Source organism: Rhizobium sp. WSM1328 (assembly GCF_057653715.1).
The window spans coordinates 264,377-283,933 of record NZ_JBYGKO010000003.1; the positions used below are offsets into that span (position 1 = coordinate 264,377).

Here is a 19,557-nt window from a genome sequence, read left to right on the forward strand (position 1 = left end):
TTTGTGCGCCCAGAATTGACATCAGACAAACGAATAGTAGAGATGGCTATCATCGATTTTTTCTATGGCTGAACATGCACGAGCCGATTGAAAGCGACCTGCTGAGAACCTTTCTTGTCGTCGTCGAGACGTCGAACTTCTCGGCGGCCGCTCAGCGCATCGGGCGGACGCAGTCGGCCGTCAGCAGCCAGATCAAAAAGCTGGAGCAGACGATCGGCGAAACGCTGTTCGAGCGCGGCGCCCGCGGCGTATTGCTGACGCGTCAAGGCATGCAACTCGTCCCCTATGCCCGCAGGATCATCGACCTCTTGAACGAGGCCGCCGCGACGATCCGCAGCAAGCCGCTAGATGGGCCGGTGCGCATCGGAATACCCGAGGAATACAGCCAGACGGTACTGCCGGCGGCGCTCGCGGCTTTCGCCGTTCGCCACCCGGCCGTCGAGGTGACCGTGTCCTGCGACTATACCGTCCGTAACCTCGCCGCCCTCGAGCGGGACGAGCTTGATCTGGCCGTCGTTTTCGACTGGAGCGATGAGACGAAAGGCGAGGTCATCTGCATTGATCCCACGGTCTGGGTCACATCAATGGTCCATCGGCTGCACGACATCGATCCCCTGCCGATTGCGACCTATCGCAATTCCACCTGGTCGCGCGATTTTGCGCTCCGGTCGCTGGAGCAGATCGGCCGCAACTATCGGATCGCCTTCATCGCCGATACCGGCTCGGGGCTGAAGAATGCCGTGATTGCCGGCCTTGCCGTGACCACGCTTTCCCGCAGCAATATACCGCCCGGCTGCCGGGAGCTGACCGCCGAAGACGGTTTCCCGCCGGTCGACTCCTCCAAGGTCGTGCTCCGCCGAAGCACCTACCGTTCCAGCGAGGCCGTTCGGGAGCTTGCTGAGATGATACGGGACGCGTTCCAGCCTATACCGGCGCCTGCGATGACGTGATGCGGCGGCGCAAGCGGCGCCGGGTCTCGGACGGGCTCTCGGAAAAACTCGCCCGGTAGCTTCTCGCAAAGGCTGAGGCCGAATTGAAGCCGGTTGCCGCCGCGATGTCGGCGAAAGAGGCTGTCGTCTCGATCACCTTGCGGCGCGCCGCATTCAGGCGCAGCGCCAGATAGTGCACATGCGGCGGCGCGCCGATGCTCTGCTGGAAGAGATACTGCAGATGCCGGGCGCTGATGCCCACCCGCCGGGCCAGCCGTGTCAGGACCAGAGGCTGCTCGATATGCTCCTCCATCAGCCGTACTGCCTGGGTCACGCGGGGATCATGCATGCGCAACCCCGCCGAGGCTGCGGAAAGCTGCTCGTCCGCATGGAAGGACGGCTGCTCGTAGCGGAACAGCCGGCTGACCTCGAGCGCCAGCGAATAACCCTGCCTTTGCCGGATCACCTCCAGCATCAGGTCGACGGTCGGAAGCGAACCTGACGTCGTCAGCCGCTTGCCGTCGATGACGAAACGATCCTTGACGGCCCGCACCTCAGGATAGGCCAGCGCAAAATCCTCGTAGTCCTCCCAGTGGACGGTTGCCGGGAGCCCGTCGAGCAGGCTGGCTTCGGCTAGCAGCCAGGTGCCGGACTCGATGCCGGCAATCACCGTGCGATAGCGGGCGGCCTGGGAGAGCTGCATCTTCAGCGCCGGCGTAGCACTTCGGCGCCAGTTGTAGCTAGCAAGTACGAACAGCGGCGTATCCTCGGTCGTCGCCTTGAAAGCGCCTTGCGCGGGCACGGCAATATTGCTGGTGGTCGGGACCGGTGCTCCGTCCGGCGTCAGCAGCCGCCAGCGATAGAGCTCGCTGCCGGAAATGCGGTTGGCGCCGCGCAGCGGCTCGATCACCGAGGCGATCAGGATCAGGTTCGCGTCCGGCAGGACGAGAAGGTCGATATCGAGCCGTTCTGTGGATCGCTGCAGCAAGATCATCTCCCTAGAGTTCCGATAATGTATCGGTTGCTTCCGATATTGCAACGCATCGTCCTTCATCCTGTCGCGTAATGCCGACAAGACGAGGGAGAACAAAAACATGCCTCTTGCGATGAACCGCGATGTCTTCATTACCTGCGCCGTTACCGGCGCCGGCGACACGGTTTCCAGATCCAGCCACGTGCCGATCACTCCCAAGCAGATCGCCGATTCCGCCATCGACGCGGCAAAGGCTGGTGCTGCGGTGGTTCACTGCCACGTCCGCGACCCGGAAACGGGTGCTGCCAGCCGCCGCAACGACCTCTACAGGGAGGTCACCGACCGCATCCGCTCGGCCGATGTCGATGTCGTCCTCAATCTCACCGCCGGCATGGGCGGAGACCTGATTTTCGGGGATGTCGAAAGCCCCCTTCCCCTCAATCCTAACGGCACGGATATGGCCGGCGCCACCGAGCGCGTCAGCCATATCGCCGAATGCTTGCCTGAAATCTGCACGCTCGACTGCGGCACGATGAACTTCAACCTCGGCGACTATGTCATGACCAACACGCCGGCCATGCTGCGGGCCATGGCAAGCAAGATGACCAATCTCGGCGTGCGCCCCGAAATCGAGGCTTTCGACACCGGCCATCTCTGGTTTGCCAAGCAGCTTGCCGAGGAAGGCCTGATCGAAGACCCGGTGCTGATCCAGCTCTGCATGGGCATACCATGGGGGGCGCCCGACGATCTCAATACCTTCATGGCGATGGTCAACAACGTGCCTCAGAGCTGGACTTTTTCGGCCTTTTCGATCGGCCGCAACGCCATGGCCTATCCGGCGGCAGCCGTTCTGGCCGGCGGCAACGTGCGCGTCGGCCTGGAGGACAATCTCTTTGTCGGCAAGGGCCAACTCGCCACCAATGCTGAGCTCGTTGAAAAGGCCGTGCAAGTGGTCGAGGGCATGGGTGCCCGGATTATCGGCCCGGAAGACGTTCGCAAGAAACTCAAACTGACGAAGCGCTGAGGACGGCATGACTGGGATCAACAAGGCGGCTTGTATCGGCGGCGGCGTCATTGGCGGCGGATGGATCGCGCGTTTTCTGCTGGCCGGCATTGACGTTGATGTGTTCGATCCGCATCCGGAAGCGAGCCGCATCGTCGGCGAAGTGCTCGCTAACGCCGAAAAAGCCTATGCCATGCTGACCGGAGCACCCCTGCCGCCCCGCGGCAGGCTGACCTTCTGCGCGAAGCTCGAGGAAGCTGTCGCCGGCGCCGACTGGATTCAGGAAAGCGTGCCGGAAAGGCTCGACCTCAAGCGCCGTGTCCTGACTGAGATCGATGCTGCAGCACGCTCGGACGCCCTGATCGGCTCTTCCACCTCAGGCCTGCTGCCGACCGATCTGCAGCGCGACATGACGCATCCCGAACGCCTCTTCGTCGCCCACCCCTATAATCCCGTCTATCTGCTGCCGCTCGTCGAAATCGTCGGTGGCGAAAAAACCTCGGCGGCGACCATCCGGGCGGCGATCGAAAGACTGGCGCCGCTCGGTATGAAGGGCGTCCACATCGCCAAGGAGATCGAGGCCTTTGTCGGCGACCGGCTGCTCGAAGCGCTCTGGCGTGAGGCCTTGTGGCTGATCCATGACGATATTTGCACGGTCGAGACCCTCGACGATGTCATCCGCTACTCTTTCGGCTTGCGCTGGGCGCAGATGGGCCTGTTCCAGACCTACCGCATTGCCGGCGGCGAGGCCGGCATGCGCCACTTCCTCGCCCAGTTCGGTCCATGCCTCGCCTGGCCCTGGACCAAGCTCACCGATGTCGTCGATCTCGACGATGCGCTGATCGAAAAGATCGGCCGGCAATCCGACGAACAGGCGGCCGGCCTGTCGATCCGCGAGCTCGAACGCATCCGCGACGAAAACCTCGTCGGCATCCTGCAGGCCCTCAAGGGCGGCGATGGCGGCAAGGGCTGGGGCGCCGGCAAGCTGCTGAAGGACTTCGAGCAATCGCTCTGGGCGCAAGGCGGTAGGGCGGCCACGTCTTTCGACCCGTCGAAGCCGCTGAGGCTCGTGGAGACGAAAGTCGGCCCTGCCTGGGTCGACTATAACGGCCATATGACCGAGCACCGCTACCTGCAGGTTTTCGGCGATACATCGGACGCATTGTTGCGCCTCATCGGCGTCGATCTCGCCTATGTCGAGGCGGGGCAGAGCTATTACACGGTGGAAACCCATATCCGCCATCTCGGCGAGGCGAAACTCGGCCAGGCGATCCACTCGACCTGCCAGATCCTCTCCGTCGACGAGAAGCGGCTGCATGTCTTCCACACTCTGTACGACACGGCGACGGGCGAGGCTCTGGCAACCGCCGAACACATGTTGCTGCATGTCGACAGCAAGGCCGGCAAGGCCACACCGGCGCCGGCCGTCATTCTCGACAAGGTCAAGGCGGTTGCAGGAGCCCACGCGAATTTGGCCGTGCCTGAAGGTGCCGGCCGTCACGTCGGCCAGAGGCGGTAGGAGGATAGGCATGCATTTCGGACTGAGCGAAGAACAGGAAATGATCGTCGAGACGGTCCGCGCCTTCGTCGAAACCGAAATCTATCCGCATGAAAACGAGGTCGAGCGCAGTGGCATCGTCCCGCCGGAGCTCGGAGACGAGATCCGGCGCAAATGCATCGATCTCGGCTTTTACGCCTGCAATTTCCCGGAAGAAGTCGGCGGCGCCGGTCTCGACCATGTCACCTTCACGCTGGTCGAGCGGGAACTCGGGCGCGGCTCCCTGGGGCTGACGGTTTTCTTCGGCCGGCCGTCCGGCATCCTGATGGCCTGCGAGGGCGAGCAGCGAGAACGCTATCTCCTGCCCGCAGTGCGCGGTGAGAAGATCGATGCGCTTGCTATCACCGAGCCGGACGCCGGTTCCGATATGCGCGGCATGAAATGCGCTGCCCGCCGCGATGGCAGCGACTTCGTCCTCAACGGCACGAAACACTTCATCTCGCATGCCGACGTCGCCGATTTCGTCATCGTCTTTGCCGCAACGGGCGAGGAGGAAACGCCGAAGGGCATCAAGAAGAAGATCACCGCCTTCCTGGTGGATCGCGGCACGCCGGGATTCGAAATCCTCGGGGGCTACGATTCCGTTTCGCATCGCGGCTACCACAACTCAACGCTCAGCTTCACCGATTGCCGGATTCCGGCAAGCCAGGTACTTGGCGAGGTGCATCGCGGCTTCGAAATCGCCAATAAATGGCTCTATGGCACGCGGTTGACGGTGGCCGCCACCTGCGTCGGCCGGGCACGGCGCGTCTTCGACATGACGCTGCCTTATGCCGCCGAGCGCAAGCAGTTCGGCAAGCCGATCGGCGCCAATCAGGGCGTGTCGTTCAAGCTCGCCGATATGATTACCGAGATCGACGCGGCCGATTGGCTGACGCTCGCCGCCGCCTGGCGGCTCGATGCCGGACTCTCCGCAGACCGGCAGATCGCCTCGGCCAAGCTCTACTCCTCCGAAATGCTGGCCCGCGTGACTGACGAGGCGATCCAGATCTTCGGCGGCATGGGCCTGATGGACGATCTGCCGCTTGCCCGCTTCTGGCGCGATGCGCGCGTCGAGCGCATCTGGGACGGTACCTCTGAAATCCAGCGGCATATCATCAGCCGCGATCTGCTTAGACCCTTGGGAGCATAAGCCGATGACGCCGCGCCCGCTCGACCGCCTGCTCAGACCGCAAACGATCGCCGTCTTCGGCGGCCGCGAGGCGCGCAGGGTGATCGAGCAGTGCGACCGCATGGGTTTTGCCGGCGAGATCTGGCCCGTCCATCCAAAGCTCGACGAGGTGCTCGGGCGGCCCTGTTATCGCTCCGTCTCCGACCTGCCTTCGGCGCCGGACGCCGCCTTCGTCGGCGTCAACAGGATGCAGACCGTCGAGATCGTCCGCAGCCTTTCTGCGGCCGGTGCCGGCGGGGCGGTCTGTTATGCATCGGGTTTCAGCGAGGCGACGGGTGAACTCGGCGACGGCGCCGAGTTGCAGCAGGCCCTGCTGGAGGCAGCCGGCGACATGCCGATCCTCGGGCCGAATTGCTACGGGCTGATCAACGGTCTCGACGGTGCGCTGCTCTGGCCCGATCAGCATGGCATGCAGCGCATCGCACGTGGCGTCGCGATCCTCACGCAGTCCTCCAATATCGCCATCAACCTGACCATGCAGACCCGCGGCCTGCCGATCGCCTATGTGGTCACCGCCGGCAACCAGGCGCAGACATCGCTTGCCGATGTCGCCTGCGCATTGATCGACGACCCGCGTGTGACGGCGGTCGGCCTTCATGTCGAAGGTTTCGGCAATCTCTCTGCACTCGAACGGCTGGCCACCATGGCCCGACGGTCGAGGAAGCCGGTCGTCGTGCTGAAGGTCGGCAGGTCCGAGCAGGCAAAATGCGCGGCGGTGTCGCATACCGCCTCGCTTGCCGGCAGCGATGCGGTCGCGGATGCCGTGCTCGCCCGCCTTGGTCTTGGCCGTGTCCAGACCTTGCCGGCGTTGCTCGAAACCCTGAAGCTGCTGCATGTCGCCGGCCCGCTCGCAAGCCATTCGATCTCGTCGATGAGCTGTTCCGGGGGCGAAGCTTCGCTGATGGCGGATGCAGCCGTCGGTCGCAATGTGGAATTCCCCGCGCTGCAGCCGCAACAATTGCCCCGTCTGCGGCGCGTTCTCGGCGAGATGGTGACGCTGTCCAATCCGCTCGATTACCACACCTTCGTGTGGGGGGATCTTGCACGCCAGACCGAAGCCTTCAGCGCCATGTTCGAGGGCGGTTATGCCCTCAATCTCGTCGTCCTCGACTTTCCGCGCGATGATCGCTGCGATGCATCCGAATGGGCGATGACGGCAGACGCGGTGATTGCGGCTGCCGCTGCAACCGGTGCGCTGGCCGGCCTTCTGGCGACCCTTCCGGAAAACATGCCGGAGCCGATCGCCGATCGGCTGATGGCAAACGGCATCATTACCTTCTGCGGTATCGACGAAGCCATCACGGCTGCGGACGTCGCCGCCGGCATCGGCCAGGCCTGGGATCGTCCGCCGCCCCTGCCGCTGCTCGATGTGCCCTCTATCGATGGCGAGATCGAGACGCTGACGGAGGCCGATGCGAAGGCCGAGCTTGCCGCCTTCGGCCTTCCGGTTCCGCAAGGGCTGTTGGCCTCTTCTCCCGGTCAAGCGGCCGAGCAGGCTGAGCGGCTCGGCTTTCCCGTCGTGCTGAAAGCGCTCGGCATTGCCCATAAGACCGAGGCCGGGGCCGTCGCACTCAACCTAAAGAATATAAAGGCGGTGTCGAATGCGGCGGCGGCAATGCCGCCGAATGCCGGTTATCTCGTCGAGAAAATGATCGATCCGCCGGTTGCCGAGCTCATTGTCGGCGCTATCCGCGACCCTGTCTTCGGATTGTCGCTCACGCTCGGGGCGGGCGGAATCTTCGTTGAATTGCTTGAAGATTCCGTCATCCTACCCCTTCCGGCGACGAAAACCGACATTCACGCGGCAATTTCGCGCCTCAAACTTGCAAAATTGATCTATGGCTATCGCGGTCGGCCAAAAGGCGATCTTGAGGCCGCTGTCGGCGCTGTCTTAGCAACGGCAGATTATGTCGTAAAGAACGCGGCATGGCTGGAGGAACTGGACATTAATCCATTGATGGTTCTTCCCGAAGGGCGTGGCGTGGCCGTAGTCGATGCTTTGATACGGCGGAGGAGGTAGCATAGGTTGAGCGAACCCATTCGCACACGACAGGACGGCGGAGTGCTCGAAGTCGTCATCGACCGGCCGAAGGCGAATGCCATCGACCTTGCGACCAGCCGTGCTCTGGGGTTGATCTTCCGAAATTTCCGCGACGATCCGGCGCTGCGCGTCGCCATCGTCTCGGGCGCCGGCGAGAAGTTTTTCTGTGCCGGCTGGGATCTCAAGGCGGCGGCATCAGGTGATGCGGTCGACGGGGACTACGGTGTGGGCGGCTTCGGCGGGCTGCAGGAACTGCGCGACCTCAACAAGCCGGTCATTTGTGCGGTCAACGGTATCTGTTGCGGCGGCGGTCTGGAGATCGCGCTTTCTGCCGACCTGATCCTCGCCGCCGAACATGCGACCTTCGCCCTGCCGGAAATCCGCTCCGGCACGGTTGCCGATGCGGCTTCGATCAAGCTGCCGAAACGCATCCCCTACCACATCGCCATGGACATGCTTTTGACCGGTCGTTGGCTCGACGTTCACGAGGCGCATCGCTGGGGTTTTGTCAACGAGGTCCTGCCGGCCGAGCGGCTGATGGAGAGAGCATGGGAGCTTGCCCGGCTGCTTGAGAGCGGGCCGTCGCTCGTCCATGCGGCCATCAAGGAAATCGTCCGCGAAGCGGAGGGTTCGACGTTCCAGACTGCCATGAACAAGATCACCAAACGGCAGTTTGCGACGGTCGACAGGCTCTATTCGAGCGAGGACCAATTAGAAGGCGCACGGGCCTTCGCCGAGAAGCGAAGCCCCATTTGGAAAGGAAAATGACCAGGCGGCGGCAACCGCATTATTTTCCCGCATGATGCGGGCACCGGAGGTGGAGAGGAAACCGTCTGCGGACCTGCCCGGAAGTTCTGTCAACGCACCATAAAGAAGGAACTGGGGAATGAACGACTACACGAAGTATCTCGCAAGCCGTGTCACCGCCGGCGGGCTCAGCCGCCGCGAATTCATGGGACGCGCCATGGCCGCGGGCATCACACTTGCCGTCGCCGACAAGCTCTTCACCGAAAGTGCGCAAGCTGCCGAACCGAAGCGCGGCGGTCACTTGAAGCTCGGCCTCGAAGGCGGTGCCGCTACCGATTCCAACGACCCGGCGAAGTTCCTGTCGCAGGTCATGTTCTGCATCGGCCGCTGCTGGGGCGACATGCTGGTCGAGTCTGATCCGCTGACCGGTGCCGCCGTGCCGGCGCTCGCCGAATCCTGGGAACCGTCGAAGGACGCGGCGACCTGGACCTTCAAGATCCGCAAGGGCGTCAAGTTTCACGATGGCAAGGAACTGACGATCGATGACGTTGTTGCGACGCTGAAGCGCCACACCGACGCCAAGTCGGAATCCGGCGCGCTCGGTGTTCTCGGCTCGATCAAGGAGATCAAGGCCGACGGCGGCAATCTCGTGCTGACGCTCAGCGAAGGCAATGCCGATATGCCGCTGCTGCTGTCGGACTACCATCTGGTCATCCAGCCGAACGGCGGCGTCGACGATCCTCTCGCCTCGATCGGCACCGGCCCCTACAAGATGACAAGCTTCGAGCCCGGCGTCCGCGCCACCTTCGAAAGGAACAAAGACGACTGGCGCACCGACCGCGGTTACGTCGATTCGATCGAAATCATCGGCATGAACGATGCGACCGCCCGCATCGCGGCCCTGTCGTCCGGCCAGGTGCACTACATCAACCGGGTCGACCCGAAGACCGTCAACCTTTTGAAACGCGCACCCAACGTCGAGATTCTCTCGACCGCCGGCCGTGGCCATTACGTCTTCATCATGCATTGTGACAAGGCGCCGTTCGACAACAACGACCTGCGTCTGGCCCTCAAATATGCCATGGACCGTGAGGCCATGGTGCAGAAGATCCTCGGCGGTTACGGCAAGGTCGGCAACGACTTCCCGATCAACAGCACCTATGCGCTGTTTCCCGAGGGCATCGAGCAGCGCGTTTACGATCCTGACAAGGCTGCCTTCCACTATAAGAAGTCAGGTCATAGCGGCTCGGTCCTCCTGCGCACCTCCGAAGTCGCCTTCCCCGGCGGTGTCGACGCAGCCGTCCTCTATCAGGAAAGCTGCAAGAAGGCCGGCATCGAGATCGAGGTCAAGCGCGAACCGGGCGACGGCTACTGGACCAACGTCTGGAACGTCCAGCCCTTCTCGACCTCCTATTGGGGTGGCCGCCCGACGCAGGACCAGATGTATTCCACCGCCTATCTCTCGACGGCGGATTGGAACGACACCCGTTTCAAGCGTCCTGACTTCGATAAGCTGCTGCTGCAGGCCCGTTCCGAACTTGATGAAGCCAAGCGCAAGGACATGTATCGCACCATGGCGATGACGGTGCGCGACGAGGGCGGGGTGATCTTGCCGATGTTCAACGATTTCGTGAACGCCTCCACCAAGCAGGTGAAGGGTTATGTCCACGACATCGGCAACGACATGTCGAACGGCTACGTCGCGACCCGCGTCTGGCTGGACGCTTGATGGCAAGGGGACGTTTGCCCCTCTGATCTCCAACGAAGCCGGGACCGTGGGATGAAACCCCGCGGTCCTCCCGACGTTTTAGCGCGAGGTCCTCGCCATGACCAATCCTGCCCCAAGCATCTTGCCCGGCCTCGGGTTCCGGCAGCGTTTTCCGCTGCTTGCCCTCATCCTCGAGCGCTTCGTGCTCAGCCTGGTCCTGCTTTTTGCCGTCTCCATCCTGATCTTCGGCGGCCTGGAAGCTCTGCCAGGCGATTTTGCCACAACCTATCTCGGCCAGTCGGCGACGCCGCAGGCCGTTGCCAATATTCGCCAGGATCTCGGGCTGAACCGTCCGGTGACGACGCGCTACGTTGAGTGGCTCGGCAACGCCGTTCAGGGTGACTTCGGCACCTCCTGGGCCAGCAAGAATTCGGTGAGCGAACAGATCGGCAAACGCCTCGGCAATTCGCTTTTCCTCGCGGGTTTCGCAGCGGTGATATCAGTGCCGCTCGCCGTCGGCCTCGGCATGCTGTCGGTGCACTTCCGCAACCGCCTGCCGGATAAGATCATCAACATCATCTCGCTTGCGGCGATCTCACTGCCGGAATTCTTTATCGGCTACCTGCTCATCCTGCTCTTCGCGGTGAACCTTGGCATGGCGACCTTTCCAGCGACCGTCTATGACAGCATGGGCTTCGTCGAGCGGTTGAAGGCGATCGCGCTGCCGACGGCGACCCTCGTGCTCGTCGTGCTCGCGCATATGATGCGCATGACACGGGCGGCTATCCTCTCCGTCATGTCGTCGGCCTATATGGAGACCGCCGAGCTGAAGGGCCTCAGCGCCTTCCGCTCGATCGTCAAACATGCCGCCCCCAATGCGCTTGCGCCGATCATCAATGTCATCGCGCTGAACCTTGCCTATCTCGTGGTCGGCGTCGTCGTTGTCGAAGTGGTCTTCGTCTATCCCGGCATGGGACAATATATGGTCGATGCGGTCACCGTGCGCGACATGCCCGTCGTGCAGGCCTGCGGCCTGATCTTCGCGGCTGTCTATATCTTCCTCAACATGACGGCCGATATTCTCGCGATTATCGCCAATCCCCGGCTGAGGCATCCGCGATGAGATTGCGAGATATCCCCATCACCGCCTGGATCGGCATGGCCGGTATCGCCATCGCTTTCATCTTCGCGCTCTTCGCTCCCTGGCTCGCCCCCTATGGCGAGACGCAGGTCGTCGGCGACGTGTGGCAGTTGCCTGATAACCAGTATATTTTCGGTCTCGACAATCTCGGCCGCGACATCTTCTCGCGGTTGATCTACGGCGCGCGCACGACGCTGACGGTCGCATCCGCCGCCACCGTCATCTCCTTCTCGCTGGGCATTATCCTGAGCTTCACCGCGGCCGTCTCGCGCGGCATCATCGACACAGTCTTTTCGCGCTTCAACGATCTGATGATGTCGATCCCGACGCTGATCTTCGCGCTCGTCGTTCTTGCGGTGCTGCCGCAAAACATCGTCGTGTTGATCCTTGTCATGGCGATCCTCGATTCCACCCGCGTCTATCGTCTCGGCCGCGCCGTCGCGCTCGATGTCGCGGTGATGGAATTCGTCGAGGCGGCAACACTGCGCGGCGAAGGCAAACTTTGGATCATCTTCCGCGAAATCCTGCCGAACACGCTGTCGCCGCTGCTGGCCGAATTCGGCCTGCGCTTCGCCTTCTCGATCCTGTTCCTCTCGACGCTTTCCTTCCTCGGCCTCGGCATTCAGCCGCCTGCGGCCGATTGGGGCGGCATGGTCAAGGACAACAAGGACGGCATCATCTTCGGTATCTCGGCAGCGCTGGTGCCGGGCACGGCGATCGCGACACTTGCCGTCTGCGTCAACCTCGTGGTCGACTGGCTCCTGAAACGCACATCCAGCCTCAAGGGAGGGCGCGGCGATGCCTGAGCTTCTTTCCGTTCGTAATCTGAAGATCGAAGCAACCAGCTACCCGCCGGGCGAACCGCCGAAGCGAGTGACGATCGTAGACGGGGTTTCCTTCGATCTGCAGAAGGGCAAGGTTCTCGGCCTGATCGGGGAATCGGGCGCCGGCAAGTCGACGATCGGCCTTTCGGCGCTTGCCTATGGCCGGGGCGGCGCCGAAATCACCGGTGGCGAGGTGCGGCTCGACGGCGCTGATATCCTGGTGCTCGGCAAGGACGGCATCCGGAAAATCCGCGGCGCACGGGTCTGCTACGTTGCGCAATCGGCCGCCGCCGCCTTCAATCCGGCCCACAGGCTCGGCGATCAGGTGATCGAAGCCTCGGTCAAACATGGATTGATGACGAAGGACGAGGCGCGCAAACGTGCGCTTTACCTATTCGGGGTTCTCGGCCTGCCCAATCCCGAAACTTTCGGCGAGCGCTTTCCTCATCAGGTCTCCGGCGGTCAGTTGCAGCGCGCGATGACGGCGATGGCGCTCTGCTCCAATCCCGAACTCATCGTCTTCGACGAGCCGACGACAGCGCTTGACGTCACCACGCAGATCGACGTGCTGGCGGCGATCAAGCATGCCATCGAGGAAACGCACACCGCCGCCCTCTACATCACCCACGACCTTGCCGTCGTCGCCCAGATTTCGGACGACATCATGGTCCTGCGTTATGGCAAGCAGGTAGAATATGGCAGTGTCCAGCAGATCATCGAGGCGCCGCGGGAGGACTATACGCGCGCCCTCGTCAATGTCAGGCAGGCCTATCGTGAGGAGGCGGCCGACCAGTCGGTTGCGCTTCTCAAGGTGGAAAATGTCAGTGCCGAATATTCCAACGGCTTCAAAGTGCTGCACGATGTCTCGCTGCACGTGCCGAAGGGGCAGACGCTCGCGGTCGTTGGTGAATCCGGTTCGGGCAAATCGACGCTAGCGCGCGTCATCACTGGCCTGTTGCCGCCGAGCAGCGGGCGCGTCGTCTTTGACGGCAAGCCGCTGATGCCTGATCTCAAGAGCCGGCCGAACGACGATTTGAGGCGCATCCAGTTGATCTACCAGATGGCCGATACGGCGATGAACCCGCGACAGACGGTGCGCGACATCATCGGCCGCCCGCTGACCTTCTACTATGGCCTTCGGGGTGCTGAGAAGACGGCAAGGGTGAAGGAACTGCTCCAGCAGATCGAAATGGGCAAGGGCTTCGTCGACCGCTACCCGGCCGAACTATCCGGCGGCCAGAAGCAGCGCGTGGCGATCGCGAGAGCGCTGGCCGCCAAGCCCGAACTCATCCTCTGCGACGAGCCGACCTCGGCGCTTGATCCGCTGGTGGCGGAGGGCATCCTCAAGCTGCTTCTGCGCCTGCAGGAAGAAGAGCAGCTGTCCTACGTCTTCATCACCCATGACATTGCGATCGTCCGGGCGATTGCCGACAGCGTGGCGGTGATGCATCGTGGTAAGCTGGTGCGGTTCGGTCCGAAATCGACAGCACTGTCGCCGCCCTTCGACGACTATACCGATCTGCTGTTGAAATCCGTGCCGGAAATGGAAATCGGCTGGCTGGAACGGGTGCTTGCCACGCGTCGCATGGAGAGCGCCGGCAACTGACCTGACGAGGGCAGAACCTTCGTCTTACGGAATATGCATCAAGGAATGAGCATGACCTCGCGCGGCTTCACCACCATCGAGAATGAATGGATTACGCTGGAGGATGGGACGCGGCTTGCCGCGCGCATCTGGATGCCGGATGGCGCGGAAACAGATCCCGTTCCCGCCGTCTTCGAATTCCTGCCCTATCGCAAACGGGACGGAACCAGCCTCAGGGACGAGTCGACCTATCCGGTATTCGCGGCCGCAGGCATTGCCGGCGTGCGCGTCGATATCCGCGGATCCGGAGAATCCGACGGCGTCATCGACGGCGAATATACCGAAAGCGAGCTTGCCAATGCCTGCGAGCTGATCGCCTGGATTGCCTCGCAGCCATGGTCGAACGGCGCTGTCGGCATGATGGGCATCTCCTGGGGTGGCTTCAACAGTCTGCAGGTCGCAGCATTGCGCCCGCCGGCGCTGAAGGCCGTCATATCGATCGCCTCGACCGTCGACCGCTACAATGACGACATCCACTACAAGAACGGCTGCCATCTCTCCGCCCAGCTCTCATGGGCTGCAACCATGCTCGGTTACCAGTCGCGGCCGCCCGATCCTGCGCTTGCCGGCGAACGCTGGAAGGAGATGTGGCTGGAACGCCTGGCGGGCGAACCCTTCTTCATGGAGGAGTGGTTGAGCCACCAGCGGCGCGACGACTTCTGGCGTCACGGCTCGATCTCAGAGGATTTTTCGAGCGTGGAGATTCCCGCGCTGGTGATTGCCGGCTGGGCCGACGGCTACCGCAATACGCCGCTGATGGCGGTCGAAGGCCTGGGCGACAAGGCGAAGGCGCTGATCGGCCCCTGGGTTCACAAATATCCGCACTTCGCCTGGCCGAAGCCGCGCACGGATTTCCATGGCGAGGCGATCGCCTGGTGGAATAAATGGCTGCGGGGCGAGGATAACGGCATCGACGGCTTGCCGCAGGCTCGCGCCTATATTCTCGATGCCATCAGCCCTGCCCCGCGACGTGACAGCGATCCGGGTTTCTGGGTCGCCAAGGACGTCTGGTCGCCGCCGCAGATGCAGTGCTTCTATGTCGAGCAGTTCGGCAAGCTGACCGAAGGCATGCCGATCCCGCATGCGCCCGAACATCCCGTTTATCTCCGCTCTCCGCTCGACACCGGGACTGCATCGGGTGAATATTTCACGCTGAAACCCGACGCCGAAATGGCGATTGATCAACGCTCGGACGATGCCGGCTCGCTGGTCTTCGATACGATGCCGCTTGCTGGCGATCACGACTATCTCGGCCGGCCTGTGCTCACGCTTGCGCTGCGGTCGCAGGCGGCAAGCGGAAATCTCTGCGCCCGGCTCATCGATGTCCATCCGGATGGCACGGCGACGCGTGTCGCCTTCGGCGTCGTCAATCTTACCCACCGGGACGGCAATCCAGATCCCAAGCCGCTGATCCCAGGTGAGACGGTGTCGATCCGGCTCGTGCTCGATGCCTGCGGTTATCGCTTCCGCAAGGGGCATCGCATCCGCCTTTCGCTCTCCACCGCCTATTGGCCGATGATCCTGCCGCCGCCTGATGCCGAAGGCATCGAGGTCGATATCGCGGCACTCGGCCTCGGGCTGCCGATGCTCGGGGAGCACCAGCGGATCGACATCAAGGAACCAGCCAATCCCGATCCGCTGCCGAAATACATCGAGCACGCGGCCGCCGTAACGAAGCGGCAGGTCGTCCGCGATCTCTCGGTCAACAGGACCGAGTATCACATCCACGAGGATACCGGGCTCACCGAGCACCCTGAGACAGGCCTCTCGACCCGGCAATTGCGCGAGGAACTCTGGTCGATTTCACCCGATAATCCCCTGTCGATGACCGGGACGTCGACCTGGACCTGCGACATGCGCCGCCCCGGCTGGTTCGTGCGAACGGTGGCGACCGCGCGGATTGCCTGCACCCGGACCGACTGGGTCATCAGTGCTGTCGTCACCGCCTTCGAGGACGACGTGCAGATCTTCGAAAAGGTCTTTGCCGAAAAGCGGATCGTCCGCGACCTGATGTGATCATCATGCCGCCGCAAAACGCCTTGTGGCCTCGCAGACGGCACGGAAGCCGTCGCGGGCGCCGTCGCTCATGTGGCGGGCGCGCAGCCACGCGTGCACCATTTGCGGCTCCTCTCGGAACCAGACTTCGACGCCCTCCGCGATAAGCCGGGCGGCATAGTGCCGGCCGTCGTCCCGAAGCGGATCGAAATGCGCGACCGTGATGAAGGCCGGCGGCAGCCCGGCAAGCGAAGCTGCCTGCAGGGGCTCGGCGATCTCATTGCCTGCCGGCGCCTGCAGGATTTCGCGATAATAGCCGACATCCGCCGTCGTCAGGCCCGGCGCCGCGGCCATTTCGACGTAAGAGCCTGCGGCAAGGTCACCGCCAAGCGCCGGATAGATCAGAACTTGGCCGACGACTCCGGACAGGCCCTCGTCGCGCGCCCGCAATGCAAGGCCCGCCGCCAGATTGGCCCCGGCACTGTCGCCGATCAGCACGACCTTGCTGTTGGCGGAAAGCAGATGCTTCAACACGGTAAAGCCGTCATCCGTCTGCGCCGGCCAGCGATATTCAGGGGCCAGCCGGTAATCGACCGAAACAAGTTCCGCGCCGGCAAAATCGGCGATCTCGGCGCAGATGGCATGATGGCTCTCGAGCGAACCGACAACAAAGCCGCCGCCATGAAGATAGAGCAGAATGGTGCGGGTGCTGATTTTCCGCGGGCGGTAGCGCCGGATCGGTATGCGCTGGAGCATGCCGTCCGCAAAGATCATCTCCGGGGGCAGCGGGCGGTCGAAACGAGCGCAGAGCGTGTCGTACCAATGTCGCTGCTGTTCGATCGATGCTAGAACGGCGTCTGGCGGATAGAAGGAATCGCAAATCGCCAGAAACTGCAGGATGCCCCTTTCGGTGGGGGCAGGTGGTTGAGCGGACATGAAGGTCCTTTCGCGATTTGGGACATGACAGATCATGTCCCTGGCCGACTCTGTCCTCATCATGCGCCTCTGTGAAGCGGACGATCTGTCTGGCCGCGACCCATGGATGTCGCGGCTTTCAAAATTCGCGATAATTTTTTCATCGCCGACCCAAGGAAAGTCATCCGAGAAACGTCTCAATCTCGAAATAGCATCTTGCTGGATAGCATGGGGTAGGTGCGGAATTGGACGCGGAGCTCATAGAACGAGCGCAGGGCGGCGACCGGGAGGCCTTCGGGCAACTGGTGTCGCGCCATTATGATTTCGTCCATGCGACGGCGTGGCGGTGGTCTGGCAGTTCCACGGATGCCGACGACATCGCCCAGGAGGTCTGCGTCAAGCTCGGCGCAGCCATCCGCAGCTTTCGCGGCGCCAGCCGCTTCAGGACATGGCTCTATACGCTGACGCTCAACGCCGCCCGCGACCATAGACGCAAGCTTGCACGAGAGGAGCAGACATTCCGCGCCTACGCCGCCGAACCGCAGCCCGATGCGCCGGCCGGAAATGACGATGAGCTATCGAGCGAATTATGGGCAGCCGTGCGCGCCTTGCCGGACAGGCAATGCGACGCAGTGCTGCTCGTCTACGGCGAAGGTCTCAGCCATTCGGCTGCCGCCGATGTCATGGGCTGCTCGGAGGCGACTGTGTCCTGGCAGGTTCATGAAGCGCGCAAGAGGCTGAAGGCCGTGCTCGGCAAGGAAGAGGTATGACCGTGGACAAGGAACTCGAAAAACTCTCCCGCCTGACACCGCCGACAGCAACGCCGGAGGCGCGTACTCGTGCACTTGCTGCCGCGATGCAGGCCTTCGACACCGCGGAAAATAATGCAACGGCGGCCCAAGGAAATGCGAAAGGCTGGCGTCAAAGCTCCATCATCAACTGGATATGGAGCCCTGCCATGAACAAGAAATTCCTCGCCGGTTCAGCCCTTGCGACGCTGCTGGTCATTCCGGCCGCCGGTTATCTCGCGATCGAGCTGACCCGTAACGGATTGCCGATCATCGACCAGACTGAGATCGCCGGCAATCTTCCGAAAAGTGAGGCGTCGAAACAACCGGCTGCAACCACCGGTCAGCCGGTTGCGGTCGCGCCGCAAATACCGGCCGGGAACGTCAGCCTGGCTGAGCAATCTGTTGCTGTCGCGCAAGCGCTGCAGGACAAGGAGGCGCCGGCCCTCGCGAAACCCGATGCGTCGCAGACATCCGAATACGATGCCAACGCCGCCCTCACGAACAAGCCGGAGGGTTCTGCCGCGGCACTCGGGGCTACCAAACGCGCTGCGCCGGCCGCTCCCGGCATCGTCCCCCAGCGGCAGTTTGCCGAACCGATGGCCGCCATCGCCCCCTCGCCTGTTCCGCCTGCGGAGGGGCGCATGCAGATGCAGCTCGATCCCAATCGCGAGCGGTTTGCCAATGCGGCGGCAAATCCGATCAAGAGCGTCGCGACGGATCCGGTTTCGACATTCTCCGCCGATGTCGACAGCGCGTCCTATGCCTTCGTCCGCCGGTCGTTGACGGGCGGGGCAATGCCCGATCCACTATCGGTTCGCGTCGAGGAGATGATCAATTATTTCCCCTATGACTGGCCGGGTCCTGACAATGCCGACCAGCCTTTCAAGGCGACGGTGACTGTCATGCCGACCCCGTGGAACCGCGACACGGAATTGATGCATGTGGCGATCAAGGGTTATGATATTGCGCCGGCGACCACGCCGCGTGCCAATCTGGTTTTCCTGATCGACGTGTCGGGCTCGATGGACGAGCCGGACAAACTGCCGCTGCTGAAGAGCGCCTTCCGGCTCATGGTCAACAGGCTGAAGGCTGACGATACCGTGTCGATCGTCACCTATGCCGGTAATGCCGGCACGGTGCTGGCGCCGACACGCGTGGCGGAGAAATCGAAGATCCTGTCGGCGATCGACAGGCTGGAGCCCGGAGGCTCGACCGGCGGGGCCGAAGGCATCGAGGCGGCCTACGACCTTGCCAAGCAGGGCTTCGTCAAGGACGGCGTCAACCGGGTTATGCTGGCGACCGATGGCGACTTCAATGTCGGTCCGTCGAGCGATGGGGATTTGAAGCGCATCATTGAAGAGAAGCGCAAAGACGGCATCTTCCTCACCGTTCTCGGCTTCGGACGGGGCAATCTCAACGATTCCCTGATGCAGACGCTCGCCCAGAACGGCAATGGCAGTGCTGCCTATATCGATACCTTGGCCGAGGCGCAGAAGACGCTGGTCGAAGAGGCCGGATCGACGCTGTTTCCGATCGCCAGCGACGTCAAATTCCAGGTCGAGTTCAACCCGGAACGGATCGCCGAATACCGGCTGATCGGTTACGAGACGCGGGCGCTGAACCGCGAGGATTTCAACAATGACCGCGTCGATGCCGGCGATATCGGCTCCGGCCACAGCGTCACGGCGATTTACGAGATTACGCCGAAGGGAAGCCCCGCGGTGATGAATGACGACCTGCGGTACGGCGCAGCCGATAAGGTGCCGGCCGAGGCCTCCGACAGCGCCCATCACGGCGAGCTTGCCTTCGTCAAGATGCGCTACAAGCGGCCGGGCGAGGACAAGAGCGCCCTCATCACCACGCCTGTCAACGACGGCAACGCGGTCGCCACCGTCGATGCCGCGCCGCAGGATGTCCGTTTCTCGGTGGCAGTCGCAGCCTTCGGCCAGAAACTCAGCCATGTCGCGGCCGTCGACACCTATTCCTATCAGGCGATCGCCGATCTCGCCGCGGCATCGCGAGGCACGGACACCTTCGGTTACAGGTCGGATTTCCTCGGTCTGGTTCGGCTGGCGGACGGTCTCAGTCAACGGTGAGGCAAGAGGCACAAAACTGT

15 protein-coding genes are annotated in these 19,557 nt (G+C 62.7%); 13 read left to right on the top strand and 2 right to left on the bottom strand.

Going from position 1 to position 19,557, the window contains the following annotated elements; translation table 11 throughout:
- Positions 1–74 precede the first annotated feature (74 nt).
- On the top strand, positions 75–950 hold the full coding sequence (locus AC2444_RS28855; protein ID WP_128449429.1) for a LysR substrate-binding domain-containing protein: 876 nt from the start codon (positions 75–77) through the stop codon (positions 948–950).
- Here AC2444_RS28855 and AC2444_RS28860 read toward each other — a convergent pair.
- Positions 925–1,983: a GlxA family transcriptional regulator gene (locus AC2444_RS28860; RefSeq protein WP_080518631.1), complete on the bottom strand. Its 1,059-nt coding sequence runs from the start codon at positions 1,981–1,983 to the stop codon at positions 925–927. The two genes, AC2444_RS28855 and AC2444_RS28860, sit on opposite strands and share 26 nt — an antisense overlap.
- A gap of 40 nt (positions 1,984–2,023) precedes the next feature.
- Here AC2444_RS28860 and bcoG point away from each other — a divergent pair, with 40 nt between their 5' ends.
- From bcoG to AC2444_RS28910, 10 genes are all read left to right on the top strand, one after another.
- Positions 2,024–2,926, top strand: a complete 903-nt coding sequence (gene bcoG, locus AC2444_RS28865) for a 3-dehydrocarnitine:acetyl-CoA trimethylamine transferase BcoG (RefSeq protein WP_128438942.1) — start codon at positions 2,024–2,026, stop codon at positions 2,924–2,926.
- A gap of 7 nt (positions 2,927–2,933) precedes the next feature.
- The gene (locus AC2444_RS28870) at positions 2,934–4,424 is read left to right on the top strand and encodes a carnitine 3-dehydrogenase (protein ID WP_017997616.1); all 1,491 of its coding nucleotides are present in this window, start codon (positions 2,934–2,936) and stop codon (positions 4,422–4,424) included.
- 10 nt (positions 4,425–4,434) lie between these two features.
- Positions 4,435–5,595 carry an acyl-CoA dehydrogenase family protein gene (locus tag AC2444_RS28875; RefSeq protein WP_003555525.1) on the top strand — a complete coding sequence of 387 codons (1,161 nt, stop codon included), beginning with the start codon at positions 4,435–4,437 and terminating at the stop codon, positions 5,593–5,595.
- 4 nt (positions 5,596–5,599) lie between these two features.
- Positions 5,600–7,654 (top strand): acetate--CoA ligase family protein, encoded by a 2,055-nt coding sequence (locus AC2444_RS28880; protein ID WP_012760684.1) that lies wholly within the window; start codon positions 5,600–5,602, stop codon positions 7,652–7,654.
- A gap of 6 nt (positions 7,655–7,660) precedes the next feature.
- Positions 7,661–8,443: a carnitinyl-CoA dehydratase gene (locus AC2444_RS28885; RefSeq protein ID WP_003555522.1), complete on the top strand. Its 783-nt coding sequence runs from the start codon at positions 7,661–7,663 to the stop codon at positions 8,441–8,443.
- A gap of 118 nt (positions 8,444–8,561) precedes the next feature.
- Complete coding sequence (locus AC2444_RS28890) at positions 8,562–10,151, top strand: ABC transporter substrate-binding protein (protein WP_003555521.1); 1,590 nt, start codon at positions 8,562–8,564, stop codon at positions 10,149–10,151.
- A gap of 97 nt (positions 10,152–10,248) precedes the next feature.
- Complete coding sequence (locus tag AC2444_RS28895; RefSeq protein ID WP_003555520.1) at positions 10,249–11,253, top strand: ABC transporter permease; 1,005 nt, start codon at positions 10,249–10,251, stop codon at positions 11,251–11,253.
- On the top strand, positions 11,250–12,077 hold the full coding sequence (locus AC2444_RS28900) for an ABC transporter permease (RefSeq protein WP_003555519.1): 828 nt from the start codon (positions 11,250–11,252) through the stop codon (positions 12,075–12,077). The genes AC2444_RS28895 and AC2444_RS28900 overlap by 4 nt, the downstream gene beginning before the upstream one ends.
- Complete coding sequence (locus tag AC2444_RS28905) at positions 12,070–13,701, top strand: ABC transporter ATP-binding protein (protein WP_128407684.1); 1,632 nt, start codon at positions 12,070–12,072, stop codon at positions 13,699–13,701. The genes AC2444_RS28900 and AC2444_RS28905 overlap by 8 nt, the downstream gene beginning before the upstream one ends.
- 51 nt (positions 13,702–13,752) lie before the next feature.
- Complete coding sequence (locus AC2444_RS28910; protein WP_128449428.1) at positions 13,753–15,756, top strand: CocE/NonD family hydrolase; 2,004 nt, start codon at positions 13,753–13,755, stop codon at positions 15,754–15,756.
- Positions 15,757–15,759: 3 nt separating this feature from the next.
- Here AC2444_RS28910 and AC2444_RS28915 read toward each other — a convergent pair whose 3' ends face one another.
- Positions 15,760–16,671: an alpha/beta hydrolase gene (locus AC2444_RS28915; protein WP_128449427.1), complete on the bottom strand. Its 912-nt coding sequence runs from the start codon at positions 16,669–16,671 to the stop codon at positions 15,760–15,762.
- Between the two features lie 224 nt (positions 16,672–16,895).
- On the opposite strand from AC2444_RS28915, the gene AC2444_RS28920 reads away from it, so the two are divergent.
- Positions 16,896–17,420, top strand: coding sequence for an RNA polymerase sigma factor (locus AC2444_RS28920; protein ID WP_128449426.1), 525 nt, complete (start codon positions 16,896–16,898; stop codon positions 17,418–17,420).
- Complete coding sequence (locus AC2444_RS28925) at positions 17,417–19,537, top strand: vWA domain-containing protein (protein WP_128449425.1); 2,121 nt, start codon at positions 17,417–17,419, stop codon at positions 19,535–19,537. Before AC2444_RS28920 ends, AC2444_RS28925 begins: the two co-directional genes overlap by 4 nt.
- Positions 19,538–19,557: the final 20 nt, after the last annotated feature.

What these genes read in the sequence shown, in the direction of transcription:
- AC2444_RS28855 (WP_128449429.1), top strand. Translation starts at nt 75, where the DNA reads ATGCACGAGCCGATTGAAAGCGACCTGCTGAGAACCTTTCTTGTCGTC.
- AC2444_RS28860 (WP_080518631.1), bottom strand. Translation starts at nt 1,983, where the DNA reads ATGAAGGACGATGCGTTGCAATATCGGAAGCAACCGATACATTATCGG.
- bcoG (WP_128438942.1), top strand. Translation starts at nt 2,024, where the DNA reads ATGCCTCTTGCGATGAACCGCGATGTCTTCATTACCTGCGCCGTTACC.
- AC2444_RS28870 (WP_017997616.1), top strand. Translation starts at nt 2,934, where the DNA reads ATGACTGGGATCAACAAGGCGGCTTGTATCGGCGGCGGCGTCATTGGC.
- AC2444_RS28875 (WP_003555525.1), top strand. Translation starts at nt 4,435, where the DNA reads ATGCATTTCGGACTGAGCGAAGAACAGGAAATGATCGTCGAGACGGTC.
- AC2444_RS28880 (WP_012760684.1), top strand. Translation starts at nt 5,600, where the DNA reads ATGACGCCGCGCCCGCTCGACCGCCTGCTCAGACCGCAAACGATCGCC.
- AC2444_RS28890 (WP_003555521.1), top strand. Translation starts at nt 8,562, where the DNA reads ATGAACGACTACACGAAGTATCTCGCAAGCCGTGTCACCGCCGGCGGG.
- AC2444_RS28895 (WP_003555520.1), top strand. Translation starts at nt 10,249, where the DNA reads ATGACCAATCCTGCCCCAAGCATCTTGCCCGGCCTCGGGTTCCGGCAG.
- AC2444_RS28900 (WP_003555519.1), top strand. Translation starts at nt 11,250, where the DNA reads ATGAGATTGCGAGATATCCCCATCACCGCCTGGATCGGCATGGCCGGT.
- AC2444_RS28905 (WP_128407684.1), top strand. Translation starts at nt 12,070, where the DNA reads ATGCCTGAGCTTCTTTCCGTTCGTAATCTGAAGATCGAAGCAACCAGC.
- AC2444_RS28910 (WP_128449428.1), top strand. Translation starts at nt 13,753, where the DNA reads ATGACCTCGCGCGGCTTCACCACCATCGAGAATGAATGGATTACGCTG.
- AC2444_RS28915 (WP_128449427.1), bottom strand. Translation starts at nt 16,671, where the DNA reads ATGTCCGCTCAACCACCTGCCCCCACCGAAAGGGGCATCCTGCAGTTT.
- AC2444_RS28925 (WP_128449425.1), top strand. Translation starts at nt 17,417, where the DNA reads ATGACCGTGGACAAGGAACTCGAAAAACTCTCCCGCCTGACACCGCCG.